This window comes from Martinezella calliandrae (assembly GCF_030272695.1).
GTDB lineage: Bacteria > Pseudomonadota > Alphaproteobacteria > Rhizobiales > Rhizobiaceae > Rhizobium > Rhizobium calliandrae.
This window is the reverse complement of sequence record NZ_JARFYN010000034.1, coordinates 15,324-28,681: the sequence shown is the minus strand read 5'-3', so window position 1 is coordinate 28,681 and position 13,358 is coordinate 15,324. Positions and strand designations below refer to the sequence as shown.

Annotated in this window: 11 protein-coding genes and 3 pseudogenes; 8 read left to right on the top strand and 6 right to left on the bottom strand. The window is 59.7% G+C overall.

Annotated features, from left to right (window positions below; translation table 11 throughout):
- Positions 1-393 precede the first annotated feature (393 nt).
- Both PY650_RS23010 and PY650_RS37685 read left to right on the top strand, forming a co-directional pair.
- Positions 394-1,677 carry a cystathionine gamma-synthase family protein gene (locus tag PY650_RS23010; RefSeq protein ID WP_285881881.1) on the top strand — a complete coding sequence of 428 codons (1,284 nt, stop codon included), beginning with the start codon at positions 394-396 and terminating at the stop codon, positions 1,675-1,677.
- A 220-nt stretch (positions 1,678-1,897) separates the two neighbouring features.
- Positions 1,898-2,101 (top strand): annotated as a pseudogene (locus PY650_RS37685) (hypothetical protein); the annotation flags it as partial.
- Between the two features lie 26 nt (positions 2,102-2,127).
- On the opposite strand, the pseudogene PY650_RS23000 reads toward PY650_RS37685, so the two are convergent.
- The 5 genes and pseudogenes from PY650_RS23000 to PY650_RS22980 all read right to left on the bottom strand — a co-directional run.
- Positions 2,128-2,544: pseudogene (locus PY650_RS23000) on the bottom strand (ISAzo13-like element transposase-related protein); the annotation flags it as partial.
- 246 nt (positions 2,545-2,790) lie between these two features.
- Entirely contained in the window at positions 2,791-3,036 is a 246-nt protein-coding gene (locus PY650_RS22995; RefSeq protein WP_285881880.1) for a helix-turn-helix domain-containing protein, read from the bottom strand.
- 479 nt (positions 3,037-3,515) lie between these two features.
- A complete protein-coding gene (locus tag PY650_RS22990) occupies positions 3,516-3,758 on the bottom strand; it encodes a zinc-binding dehydrogenase (protein WP_285881918.1) in 243 nt (80 codons plus the stop codon).
- Positions 3,677-4,281 (bottom strand): annotated as a pseudogene (locus tag PY650_RS22985) (NHL repeat-containing protein). Before PY650_RS22985 ends, PY650_RS22990 begins: the two are co-directional and overlap by 82 nt.
- 9 nt (positions 4,282-4,290) lie before the next feature.
- Complete coding sequence (locus tag PY650_RS22980; protein WP_285881879.1) at positions 4,291-5,511, bottom strand: helix-turn-helix domain-containing protein; 1,221 nt, start codon at positions 5,509-5,511, stop codon at positions 4,291-4,293.
- Between the two features lie 121 nt (positions 5,512-5,632).
- Between PY650_RS22980 and PY650_RS22975 the strand changes: the two genes are divergently transcribed.
- The 6 genes from PY650_RS22975 (at position 5,633) to PY650_RS22945 (ending at position 12,154) form a co-directional block, all read left to right on the top strand.
- Entirely contained in the window at positions 5,633-6,403 is a 771-nt protein-coding gene (locus PY650_RS22975) for a DUF899 domain-containing protein (RefSeq protein ID WP_285881878.1), read from the top strand.
- A 6-nt stretch (positions 6,404-6,409) separates the two neighbouring features.
- Complete coding sequence (locus tag PY650_RS22970; RefSeq protein ID WP_285881877.1) at positions 6,410-6,715, top strand: hypothetical protein; 306 nt, start codon at positions 6,410-6,412, stop codon at positions 6,713-6,715.
- Between the two features lie 184 nt (positions 6,716-6,899).
- Complete coding sequence (locus PY650_RS22965) at positions 6,900-7,940, top strand: glycoside hydrolase family 25 protein (protein ID WP_285881876.1); 1,041 nt, start codon at positions 6,900-6,902, stop codon at positions 7,938-7,940.
- 464 nt (positions 7,941-8,404) lie between these two features.
- A complete protein-coding gene (locus PY650_RS22955) occupies positions 8,405-9,721 on the top strand; it encodes an MFS transporter (protein ID WP_285881875.1) in 1,317 nt (438 codons plus the stop codon).
- Between the two features lie 257 nt (positions 9,722-9,978).
- Positions 9,979-11,346: an NfeD family protein gene (locus PY650_RS22950; protein WP_285881874.1), complete on the top strand. Its 1,368-nt coding sequence runs from the start codon at positions 9,979-9,981 to the stop codon at positions 11,344-11,346.
- A 34-nt stretch (positions 11,347-11,380) separates the two neighbouring features.
- Complete coding sequence (locus PY650_RS22945; RefSeq protein WP_285881873.1) at positions 11,381-12,154, top strand: slipin family protein; 774 nt, start codon at positions 11,381-11,383, stop codon at positions 12,152-12,154.
- A gap of 26 nt (positions 12,155-12,180) precedes the next feature.
- On the opposite strand, the gene solA is transcribed toward PY650_RS22945, so the two are convergent.
- The gene (gene solA, locus PY650_RS22940; protein ID WP_285881872.1) at positions 12,181-13,350 is read right to left on the bottom strand and encodes an N-methyl-L-tryptophan oxidase; all 1,170 of its coding nucleotides are present in this window, start codon (positions 13,348-13,350) and stop codon (positions 12,181-12,183) included.
- Positions 13,351-13,358: the final 8 nt, after the last annotated feature.

The window sequence follows — 13,358 nt, the reverse complement described above, 5'->3', positions numbered from 1 at the left end:
ACGCCGAACCCGATGGGCGTCCGTCATCAACGCCTATGCCGCCGGCATCAAGATCACCTTTGCCCAGATGGACACCATCAACATCCATCGACACCAATTCCACGGCGACTGGTATTATACAACCAGCCCAAGCAAGCCCTCATCGATGCGACAACTTATCAACGGCTCCTTATCCGCTTTCGACGAACTGCGGCGACTTCGAATGGTTCCATAGTAGGCGTCCCATGCCCTGCCTCGACATCGCCCTTCAGCTGGACGCGGTCGAGAAAGCGGAAAGGACGGCGCCGATCGGCCCAACATCCCTGCATCGCCCAATCCTTCGGAAATCAAGCTGCCGACGCGATTTTGATGTATTTTGTTGTATCGGCAGCAGCCCCGATACTGGAGACAATCATGACCGCTCCGCATCCTTCCAAAACCCATATCGGCAATCATGCACTGCATCCCGAAACACAGATGCTGAATTACGGCTACGATCCCGAACTCTCCGAAGGGGCGGTCAAGCCGCCGGTGTTTCTCACATCCACCTTCGTGTTCAATTCAGCCGAGGACGGCCGTGATTTCTTCGATTATGTTTCCGGCCGCCGCGAGCCGCCTGCGGGAAAGGGGGCCGGGCTCGTCTATTCGCGTTTCAATCATCCAAATAGCGAGATTGTCGAGGACAGGCTCGCTATTTACGAACGGACAGAAAGCGGTGTCGTGTTTTCTTCTGGCATGTCGGCGATTGCCACGAGCCTGCTCACTTTCGTCAGGCCGGGAGATGCGATCCTGCATTCGCAGCCTCTCTATGGGGGCACGGAAACATTGCTGGCCAAGACGTTCCTCAACCTCGGCGTCACCGCCGTCGGGTTTGCCGACGGCGTCAGCGAAAGCTCGGTGCGCAGGGCGTCCGAGGAGGCAATGGCCAAGGGCCGGATCTCTGTCATCCTGATCGAGACGCCTGCCAATCCGACCAACAGTTTAGTCGATATCGCGATGATCCGAAGCGTGGCCGATACAATCGGCGAAAAGCAGGGACATGTGCCAATCATCGTCTGCGACAACACCCTGCTCGGACCGGTTTTCCAGCGGCCGATCGAGCACGGCGCCGATATCTCGCTTTATTCATTGACAAAATATGTCGGCGGTCATTCCGATCTGATCGCCGGTGCCGTACTCGGCCGCAAGTCGTTAATCAAACAGGTCAAGGCCCTGCGTGGTGCAATCGGTACCCAGCTTGATCCGCATTCCTGCTGGATGCTCGGCCGCTCGCTGGAAACACTCCAGATCCGCATGGAAAGGGCAAACGCCAACGGCCGTGCGGTCGCCGACTTTCTGCGTGACCACCCGAAGGTCGAGAAGGTCCACTACCTGCCCTATAACGATCCGGAATCACCTTCCGGCCGGACCTTCCTCGCGCAGTGCACTGGCGCAGGTTCCACTTTCTCCTTCGACATACGCGGCGGTCAGCCCGCCTCGTTCAAATTCCTGAACGCGCTGCAAGTCTTCAAGCTTGCGGTCAGCCTCGGAGGGACGGAATCGCTCGCGAGCCACCCGGCCTCAATGACACATTCCGGCGTTCCCGCCGATGTCCGCCAGCGCATCGGCGTTCTGGAATCGACGATCCGCCTTTCGATTGGCATCGAGCATCCAGACGATTTGATCGCCGACTTGGAATTGGCGCTGCAGACTGCTTGACTGCGGTCTAAGTGCCATCTCTGCGCCAGTGGGCTTTAGTCCCAGTGCGTCCGCATCGCCGCGAGGACTGGGTGTCCACGAGCGGACATCCACATATTGTTTCAATCCCCACAGGCGGGACAGCGCTCCGCGAATGGTTCGGTGGCAACTGCCACCAGAGAGGGAATTACTTGAAGCGAAGGATCGGTACTAGGTTCTTCGAGGTCGAAATCGTCGTCCATCTCAACGCGTGGCGGACGCTCGCGGCCATCCTGCGGAGGCAGATGGGATTGCCTATCATGCACGCCACGATGATACGGAAATCTGCTACGCGATTTTTGATCGCGCGGGAGCAGCTCTCATAGAGATCTCTCGCGAGTTGGATCTTGACCAGGACTGGTTCTGGGACGTCGGAGCTCGATATGGGGTTGGTTTGGCGCCCTAACATTTCGACAGGCGGGTTTGCGCTGGCGCTGTTCCCTTGCGGGTCTTGCGGTCAGCCCGCAGGGTGTAGCCCGTCTGCCGTAACAGATCGGCCACCACGTCGTGGCCCATGCGATGGCCGCTCGCCAGATCGCGCAGGCTCTTCGCCGTCCACAGCAGTGGTGCTTTCGGATCGCCACACGTGGCAGGCTCGATCAGGTCCTTGAGATCGGCCAAAAGCGTCGCATCCGTGGCGGCCAATGACCGCCGATCTCCATCGCGACGAATCCGATCTGAAGCTGCCTCCGGCAGTGCGTCGCCGCGCAGTTGCGCTAAACTGCGCGTGATCGTGCTACGCGCCAGACCCGCGATCCGTGAGATCGCCGCCACACCGTCGCGGCCAGCCGTCAACGCTTCGGCGGCTCCAAGGCGCCGCCTTCCACGCCCGTCCAGAACCGACCGGATAAAGCCGTTCTATGGCAGCCTCGTCAATCACGCCGCGATTCTAAGGGTTCCAGACCGAAAGGTAGCCCCAACGCCTACCAACGCCCAAAGACGCGATTCAGTTATTTATCGACAGCGCCTATCCATAGAGAAGAGCAATGCGCAATAGGAGAACGTCACCGCCAAGGTGCTCGCCAATGAGAAAATTGACGCCCCCGCTGGTCGGCTCTTGCCTGCGGGCAAGGCCGACCAGATTCCTTTTAAAAATTAAACCGCCAAAAATGCCGACGCCGGAAGCTGAAGTGCAGTGGCGATCCGCTTCAGTTTAGCCGGATCGATATCTGCGCCATCCTCGATGCTTATGATTTCCTCATTGGCGAGACCACAGGTCACCGCCAGATCTTCAATGCTGTAGCCCACGGTTTCACGGGCTGCCTTCACACGCGCCGCGACATCGTCCGGGTGCCCGGCTTGCGGTGGAACCTCATTGAAATTATTGAGTGAAATGGACATTATCGTCTCCTTCTCGCATAGATTCTAACGAAGTCTTTTATGAGTCTTGGGACAGGCGCCTGTTAACGCGCCGATAACCTTTTATTTCAGCAATGTAATATGAACAAGCGCAAATCGTCGCATGGTGCCGGCCAGGCTTATGGCCGCGCTGAAACCCCGTTCATAGATGCCATGGCTAACATCCTACGACTGACGCGCAAACAACGGATAGTTAACGGATTTTTCAGCGCGCGCTAACGCCAGCGGAGAAGCGGGCGCTCGGCTTATCGTTCCCGGGATATCTGTGAATACGATGGGAAGGAAGAACAAATTGATGGGTGAAGACGCCCGGCTGGCTTGCCTTTTCGAACCATATCCATTCGCGATTCGTCCGAGCCGAAACTTCCTGGAGGCATCGCCAAACAGTTTAACGGCTTCGTTGCTGAGATCCCGGCACCGAGAGCCTCGCACACATGATTTTTCGGTGCCGATCGATCCCTTCACATTTGCGTAACGCGAAGGATGGCTGAACCTGTCGTGCGTCGCTCTTCCAGATCGTGATGAGCTTGGACAACATCATCGAAAGAATAAATGTGGGAAGGTTCAATCTGCAGGACGCCTGATCGGATGGCAGAAAACAGGTCGGCGGCTGCCTCCGCAGTCAGCTCCGGCGTTGCAACGTAATGCTGCAGCATTGGCCATGTGAGGTGCAGCCCTCGCGAACCAAGTTCATAGGGGTCGATGGGAGCGATCTCACCCGACGCCTTACCGAATTGGACCAGCGTGCCGCATCGCTTCCGTCACCTTCCAAGGTGCCGTGCCAAAGCTCACGGTCGACCCAGGTGACCGCGGTAACCACGCGGTTGGATTCGATCGTGCGAAGGATCGCCCCTGTCTGCGGATCGATCTGATGGATTTTCCGGCCACGATGCTGGCCCACCCAGAGCGTTCCTTCGGTCCATGCGAGCCCCGAGTTGCCGGCGTTACCTGGTGCCGGGATCGTCGCAAGTATGCGGCCGGTCGCCGGATCGATTTTCTGGATGCGATCCTTGGCGATCTGGAAGAGATAGTGACCGTCGAAGGCCGTTCCAGCATGCGCCGACATCAATCGAGCGTAACGTCTTCCCGGTTGCCGGATCGAAAGGCGTCCAGCCGGTCTCCTGACGCAAACCAGACATGCCGTCCGTCGAAGGTGACGCCATGTATCTGGTCGGCGCCCGGAAAGGGCCCATACTCTCGGAGGATTTCGGCAGCGGATCGTTTCATGTTCTCAACCTACTCGTTCGGCAGCGGACCAGGGAGTAACAAGATCGTCGGGAATCCAAGTACGGGTGGGGTCATCCAGCGGCGCGCCCTGCCCAGGCCCAACGACTGTACCTTGCCTGCTGCGGCAAGCTGTTCAAGCGCCCGCTGCACCGTACGCGGGCTGGCCCCGAGCGCAATCGCAAGAGCCGAGCTTGACCAAGACTCGCCGTCGGCAAGGAAGGCGAGCACGGCTGCATGTTGCTCTTCGACAGGCGGCGCCAACACCACGACCTTGTGCCCGCGGCGTGGCACCAGCGCAAAGCCTCCCTTCGTCGCCTTGACCTCCGCCAGTGTCCGCAACTCTGCGCGAAGCCGCCCCATTTCTACCCTAAGGCGCGCACGGTGCGATTCATCGGCGTGTTTCGCCCGGAAGGCGCGGGCGAGGAGGATATTCCTCGGCACGTCTGCTGGCCAGGCCTCACCCAGCGCACGTGCAAGCGCGAACAACACCGGGCGCGTGGCAAGCGAAACGACGGCTCCTGCGTCCCGCACTACGTTTCGGCACGCGTCCACGACGAGTTCCCCTGATGCTAAAAGCGTCTCCACCTCTTCAAGCAGGAGCGGTTGTTCCTCGCCGCGACGGATCAGGCGCGCAGCCGGCGTATTCAGGACAAGGGCAGCGCTTTCGACCTCTGCCATCAGCGCGGGGATGTTTGCCGCGCGCGCAGCCTCTTCGGCTCGGGCAAGTGCAGCGCGCGCTCCCTTCGTCTGCAGGCGCCGAACGGCGATCCCGGCAACCACCAGCTCGTAAGCGGCCATTGAAACAGGAGGGAGCAGGGCAGGATCGAGCTCGACAAGCATCCGTTCGGCCTCATCAAGATGGCCAATCAAGAGCAGCCGCCTCACCTCGAGATTGCGCGCATGCGCGGCATTCATCCGGTCGCCATGCGCCTCAAGCGTTGCCCGCGCAGAGGCGAGCGCCTTGGCGGGCCAGCCAAGATCGCGCGAGACAAGTGCTATCTCGGCTTCAGCAACGATACAGCGCGCGCGAGCCATGGCCTCTTTCGGACCGAACGCGCGCGCAGCGTTCTTCAGAAGCGCCTTTGCCCGGACGAGATCGCCGAGCTGTGCCATTGCGATGCCTCTGAGGGCTAATGCGGGCGCGTCGTCACGTAGGGCGATACGCTTCAAGGCGCCGAGGGGATCACCCGCCGCCAGTGCCCGGGCCGCGGCGGTGATCATCGAGTCCATCGAAATCCCGTCAAACTTGTAACTCCCCTCGTTTCGATAGGCGGGCGTATCTTACGACGGCCACCAAACAACACGTCGCATCTTGTGCGATACGACGGCTGACAGTCAAAGGAGAAGGACGATGACGGCACATTTGACCGCGACGCGGCAAGAGTGGTTGGCCGCGAGGCTCGACCTGCTTGAGGATGAAAAGGAATTGACCCGTCGCAGCGACGAGTTGGCACTGCGCCGTCAGGCGCTGCCATGGGTCCGGATCGACAAGGATTATCTGTTCGAGACTGACGAGGGAGGCGCCCATCTGGCCGATCTCTTCAAGGGGCGGTCGCAGCTCCTCGTCTACCACTTCATGTTCGGCCCCGACTATACGGCTGGTTGCCCTTCCTGTTCCTCGATCGCGGATGGGTTCAATGGCTTCGTCGTCCATCTCGAAAACCATGACGTCGCCTTCCAGGCGATATCGCGCGCGCCGCTCGCAAAGCTGCAGGCGTTCAAACAGCGGATGGGCTGGACCTTTCCCTGGGCATCATCGTTCGGCAGTGATTTCAACCGTGACTTCAGCGTGCTGTTCACCGAGGAGCAGCAGCACGAAGGCGGTATAGAATACAACTATCGCCGCGAAGCGCCCTTGCCTCAACGTCTCGCAGGCAAGGCCGAGGGACCGGTCACGGAAATGGCAGCCATGACGGGAACCGACGCCGCCACATTTACGCGTGACAGACCGGGCGTCAGTGCCTTCGTGCTCGACGACGGCGTCGTCTACCACACCTATTCCTGTTATGCGCGCGGGCTCGACGGCCTGTGGGGCATGTTCCAATGGCTCGACCGCGCTCCCAAAGGGCGTAACGAGACCGGTTTCTGGTGGCGCCACCACGACAAATATGGCCGGGGCTGACGCTCGATGTCCCTTAAATCCAACAGCCCAAATGAGGCCTCACCGGCAAGCAGCGGCTCTGCCCGCGACCCAAGCGGCAACGCTGCTGCCATGGGCATATCCCGTTGGCTATCACTGGCCGCGACACCGACATTTTCTGTCATGGCGCTGCTTTCGGCCACAGCAGGCGGCGCGGATATGATCTGCTCTGCCGGAGGCGGGGCTTCACCGCTCAGCGGAATGGTCCCCATGTACCTCATCATGAGCCTGTTTCATTCCGCTCCCTGGCTGAAGCTTCTGTCCCCGCAAGGCAATGGCGTTCACCGGTCCTGACCGGTGGGCGCGAGACCGATGGCAATCAACTCGATGTGGCGCCCTCTCCTTACAGCGATGTTTGTCGCTGAACTGTAAAGATTGGATTCAATCTTTTTTGGTAATTCTCCGTTAGCAACTCATGTCGGTGGTTTTCCGACGACATGGATTCGGTCGTCGACTGTTGTTTTGCGTACGGGTTCACATGCGTCCAGCGGCTGTTTCAGCAATCTTTCTTGTTTCCCTGATCTTGTCGGCTTGCGTCGCCAGTTCCGGCCCGCAAGACATCCCGGCCGGGCCACCGTCGCAGGAAACGACCAATTCCATTTCCCGATCGAGCGGCCCCGTGCCTTCCGCTGACGTGGGCCACACCACTGTTGCTGTCAAGGTTAGCCGGCAACAGGAAGCATTGGTTACGACAGAGCCGGCACCCGAGCCGCAGGCATTCTTCCCGACCGAAAGGACCGACGACATACCGATCCCGGCTGAAAAACCGGTCGCGTTGCTGATGCCTGCCAACCCTGCGGTCGCCGCTGCTCCGCAAACACGCATGCAAATCTACAGCCGTCATTTCCGTGACGCCAAACCCATTAACTTCGGCGGTTCTTCACCGAGAAAGCTCGCCGTGCATGGCGTCGACGTTTCGCGCTGGCAGGGTGAGATCGATTGGGAGAAGCTGCAGGCGCAAGGCGCGAACTTCGTCTATTTGAAAGCGACTGACGGCGGCGATCACCTCGATCCAATGTTCCAGAAGAACTGGCGCCGAGCCAGGGAGGCGGGGCTGAAAAGAGGAGCCTATCACTTCTTCTACTGGTGCCGAACCGCCGGCGAACAGGCCGACTGGTTCATCCGCAACGTTCCAAGGGAGGCAGGCGCCCTGCCGCCGGTGATAGATGTCGAATGGAATGGCGAATCCAGCTGCAAAAGACGGCCTTCACGCGAGCATGTCCTTGAAAAAATGAAGGTTTTCATGGACAGGCTGGAAAAATATTATGGCCAACGTCCGATCATCTATACCTCTCCGGATTTCTACCGCGATAACTTGACGGGCGAGTTTGCCGACTATCCATTTTGGCTGCGCTCGGTCGCCGCCCACCCCTCCAAGGTCTATCCGGGACGCAAATGGCTCTTCTGGCAATATTCCGGTTCCGGTCTCTCGCACGGCGTCGAAGGCCGGATCGACCTCAATGCTTTCCATGGCAGCGAGGAAGAGTGGCACAACTGGGTTGCGTCGCGTTCGAATTGAGCCGACGGACGCGCCGACGTCGCGCTAGTTCCAGAACCAAGATTTTTGATGTTCGGCACGCGCCTCTTCGGGCGTGTTGCCGATATCTTTGAGGCGATCAACGAACCGGTCGGTGCCGGACTAGGGTGGTCGCTGTTGCCCGAACTGGCCTCAAGCGTGATCGCGCGAGCCTCGCAACCTCCCCCGTCAGACCCCGCCCTGTCGGGCAGCTCGGGATCGTCCTGCCGCGGGACAAACATCTAACGAGAGGCCTTAAGGGAAGTGATCAGATGTCTCGGTGAGTTTAAAGGCTAGGTCGGAGCAACCGCCGCGGGACGATATTGCCGTCAGTAACGAACTTATCAAACACGTATTGCCTTGCTCCCCTGCCCGCGACATCTAGAAAGCGAAATAATAAGAAGCGAAGCCAGCTTCGCTCATTCTTGGATGCTCAAAAAATCCAAAAAATTTTAGGAGAAACGGCCATGGTCGACGAAAAACAGCTCATTTCGAAAATCACCTGGCGCCTGATGCCCTTTCTGGGGCTCTTGTATCTGGTCGCCTACATCGATCGTCAGAATGTCAGCTTCGCCAAGCTACAGATGGTCGATGCGCTCGGGATGAGCGAATATGCCTACGGCCTCGGCGCATCCCTCTTTTTCATCGGGTACTTCATCTTCGAAGTGCCGAGCAATCTGATGCTGGAGAAATTTGGCGCCAGCAAATGGTTCGCCAGAATTCTCGTGTCCTGGGGTATCGTGACGACACTGCTTGCCTACACGCAGAATGCAACGATGTTCTACATCCTGCGCTTCCTGCTCGGCGCTTGCGAGGCAGGCTTCTTCCCCGGCGTTCTCTACCTTCTCACACTCTGGTTCCCGTCGGCCTATCGCGGGACGATGGTCGGGCTGTTCATGATCTTCAGTGCGTTTGCCAACGCCGTCGGCGCGCCGCTTGGTGGCACTCTGCTCGATCTCGACGGGCTCTACAATATTTCCGGCTGGCAATGGGTGTTCCTGGCAACGGGCATTCCGGCCATCATATTGGGCGTTGTGACACTGTTCTATCTATCGGATCGTCCGGCGCAGGCGCATTTCCTCTCCGACGAGGAGAAGCGCTGGCTGCAGGACAGGCTCACCTTTGAAAATGCCGGCATGGACAAGAATGCCGATAATGGTTTCAGGGCGCTCGTCGACCCGCGTGTGCTGCTGATGGCGCTCTGCTATGTCGCCTTTCCGCTTTCGGCCTATGGCCTCAGCTACTGGCTGCCGACGATCGTAAAGAGCTTTGGCGTCAGCAACACCGAGAACGGTTTTCTGAATATCATCCCCTGGCTCCTGGTCGCGATATCCCTCTATGTCGTTCCCGCCATGGCCAAGTCGGCGAAGTCCAAGACCCCCTATATCGTCATCCCGGCTTTTGTCGGGGCAATAACGCTTCTGCTTTCCGCCCTGATCCCTGACCACACGCTGCAGTTTGCGTTCCTGTGCGTCGCTGCGGCCGGTATCTTTGCCGGCCAGCCGGTCTTCTGGAGCTTGCCCTCGCGATTCCTTAAAGGTGCTGGCGCCGCAGCAGGCCTCGCAGCGATTAACTCCGTTGGCAATCTCGGCGGTTTCGTTGCCCAGAACGTCGTACCCTGGATCAAGGACGCGACTGGAAGCACGATCGCGCCGCTGTTCTTCTTGGCCGCATGCCTGGCTGTCGGCGGCCTGCTGGTGTTCGTCGTGGAACAGCAGATATCGCGCAGGGAACGGATCGCCAGGCAAAGCCAAGTTGGAGCCGCGACATCCCCGAAAATCTGACTAGCCCACCATCTGCTTATCGGCCGCCGGCACGATTTCCTGCCGGCGGCCGATAAGCCGTGACGCTTCCTTTGAAACGCCCCACCATCGCGCAAACTTCGCACGCAGGCGCGACGCCTAAAGTTTATTGAGCTGCTTTCAACACAATAGAAATCGGTAGGAGCGATTGCCACCTTACCGTTTGGCGCCTGCGCCATATATTCATCAAGATGAACGCTCGGCGAAGGATAGCGCAGTGTTTGAAGCTTTGGCGACGAATGCCGCCAATCCTCGCTTTGATGCTGGCTCTGGCGTCCGCTTTCAGCCTGGCTTGCCCGCCGGCATGGGGAGCAGAGCGCGTTGCCTTGGTCCTGAAGGTCAATGGCGCCATCGGCCCAGCAACATCAGACTATGTGAGGCGTGGCCTTCAACGCGCCGCCGAACAAGGCGCGAGCATGGTCGTGCTAGAGATGGATACACCCGGTGGTCTCGATACGTCGATGCGAGACATCATCCGCGCCATCCTCGCCTCGCCGGTGCCTGTGGCTGGATTTGTGGCCCCTAGCGGCGCGCGGGCTGCCAGTGCCGGCACCTATATTCTTTACGCAAGCCACATTGCCGCGATGGCGCCGGGTACCAATCTGGGCGCGGCTACTCCGATCATGATTAGCGGCGGCCCCTTCGGCGGCGGCACTGAACCCGACCAAGGGGCTCCAGGAGGAACTCCAGGCAAGCCAGACAACACGCAGGCACAAGCCCCCCATAACGCCATCGAGGCGAAAGCTGTCAACGATGCCGTGGCCTATATTCGCGGGCTTGCCGAATTGCGTAATCGCAACGCCGATTGGGCGGAACGGGCGGTGCGGGAGGCCGCGAGCCTCTCGTCGACAGCAGCCGTCCACGAGCACGTCATCGACTTCACGGCCACCACCGTCGAGGACCTCTTGGCCCAAGCGCAGGGTCGCATCGTTCGGATCGGCCAAGCCGATGTCCGTCTCGATACCACCGGCCTATCCATTCAAGAATTCGAGCCGGACTGGCGAACGCGCCTGCTTTCGGTGATCACCGATCCGAACATCGCGCTCATCCTCATGATGGTCGGCATCTACGGAATAATCTTCGAATTTCTCACTCCGGGCACTTTTGTCCCAGGCACGATCGGCGCCATCTGCCTGCTGCTCGGTCTCTACGCTCTGGCATTGCTGCCGGTGAGTTATACCGGCGTCGGATTGATTGCCCTCGGCGTGGGGCTGACCGTCGTCGAGGCCCATTCGCCAACCTCTGGCGTCCTCGGCGTCGGTGGTGGGATTGCGCTGGTGCTTGGCGCGGCCATTCTCTTCAACACCGACGTCCCCGGTTTCGAGGTATCGTGGGGTGTCCTCGCCGGTATCGCCATCGCAGCCCTCGCATTCAGTCTCATCGTCGCCCGGCTCGCGATCCTGTCGCGCTGGCACAAAGTCAGCACCGGCACCGAACAGATGATCGGCATTTCAGGCAAGGTCGAAAGCTGGGCAGGTGGTTCGGGTTACATCTTTGCGCGTGGCGAACGCTGGAAGGCAGTCTCGCCCGAACCGCTTGCCGCCGGTGACGCCGTCAAAGTGATCGCCCGCAACGGTCTGACGCTCGAGGTGAAGCGCAGCGCTTAGCAAACTGGCGACTTTGGAAAGCAGGAGGAAAGTCATGGGCATATTTGCAGATCTCGCCTTCTACCTGGTGATCGTCCTTATTTTGCTGCTCGTCATCGCATCTGCCATCAAGATCCTGCGGGAATACGAGCGCGGCGTGGTGTTCACGCTTGGCCGCTTCACCGGCGTAAAGGGCCCAGGCTTGTTCCTGCTCCTCCCCTATGTGCAGCAGATGATACGCGTCGACCTGCGCACGCGGGTGCTCGATGTGCCCGGCCAGGACGTTATTTCCCATGACAACGTCTCGGTCCGCGTCAGCGCAGTCATCTATTTCCGGGTCATCGAGCCCGAAAAATCGACGATCCAGGTCGAGGACTTCATGATGGCGACAAGCCAGCTCGCCCAGACGACGCTGCGTTCGGTACTCGGCAAGCACGACCTCGACGAAATGCTGGCGGAGCGCGACAAACTCAACAACGACATTCAGGAAATCCTCGATTCCCAGACCGATGCCTGGGGCATCAAGGTCGCCAATGTCGAGATCAAGCATGTCGATATCAATGAATCCATGATCCGGGCGATTGCCCGGCAGGCGGAGGCGGAACGCGAGCGGCGCGCCAAAATCATCAATGCCGACGGCGAGCAGCAGGCGGCGGCGAAGCTGGTCGAAGCGGCCGAAATCCTGGCCAAGCAACCGGAGGCGATGCAACTTCGCTATTTGGGCACGTTGAACGTCATCGCCAGTGAAAAGACCTCGACGATCCTGTTCCCCTTCCCGATAGAATTTGCCAATCTCCTGCTCGCCAAGACGGACAAACCATCGCAATAGCCGTGCGGCGATCCGACCCGCAATGATTAACCGCGAGCCTGGATCTTTCGCGACGCAAGGAAATTCCCCATCGCCTCGAAGGAAAAGGCCGAAATCGGCAGCCGTGTGCCGCCCTCCATCGCGAGATCGGCAAGAATTTCTCCGATGACGCTCGTGAACTTGAAACCATGGCCGGAACACGGAGAGGCGACGACGACACGCGGCTCGCCGGGCATGCGATCGATCAGGAAATCCTCACTCGGCAACATCGTATAACGACAGGTAATAGCATTGACGCGAACGCCCGCGGCGGCTGGAAGGCGCTTTGCGATGAAGCCGTCCAACAATGCCGTATCCCTGTCGTTGACGGGCGGATTCGGCCAGTTCGGATCGATCGGTTCCATGAAATGTGCGTGGCGGCCGATCTTGACGCCGTCGACACCGATCGCAGGAAAACCGAAATAGGAGCCGTCCTCGCCTTCGTCACGGAGAAAAGCGGGCATGCGATGTGGCTGCGTCGCAAAGCCGTCACGCGGTTGATACCAGGCGACGACCTGCCGGATCGGATTGGCATGCTCCTTCAACTGCGGCACCAATTCGGCGATCCACGAGCCGGTCGAGACAATCACTTTCCTGGCACGATAGCGGCCGAGGTCAGACGAAATCGTCACGCCGGCATCATCGGGCTCGATTGCCGTCACCTTCTCGCCGAAATAGAGGACCGCGCCATCTGCCGCCGCCAGCTTCAGATAGCCCATGACCGCTGTTTCCGGGCGGAGGTAGCCGCCTTGCGGATCAAGTAGCGCGATCTCGCCCTCGTCCAGTGCGAAAGCTGGATAACGCGCCGCCATCGCCTTCCGATCCAGCTCCTCATAGGGCAGACGATGCAGTTCGCAGGAGGCCCTGGTGCCGCTGACGATCTTGCTGTCGGGCTTGCCGATCTGCAGGACACCGGTGATCATCAGGACGTCGGCGCGCAGCCGCCCTTCCAGCGCCCGCCAGTTTTCATAGGCGCGGTGCAGCAGCGGCACATAGGACGGGTCCTCGAAGTAGCCGAGGCGGATCAGCCGGCTGTCGCCATGCGACGAACTCAAGGCATGGGCGGGAAAGTGAGCCTCGATGCCGATCGCCTTGACGCCACGCGCCGCAAGAAAGGAAATTGCCGCACTCCCCATGGCGCCGAGGCCAATGACGGCAACATCGAACTGAGCGGTCATGAAGATAT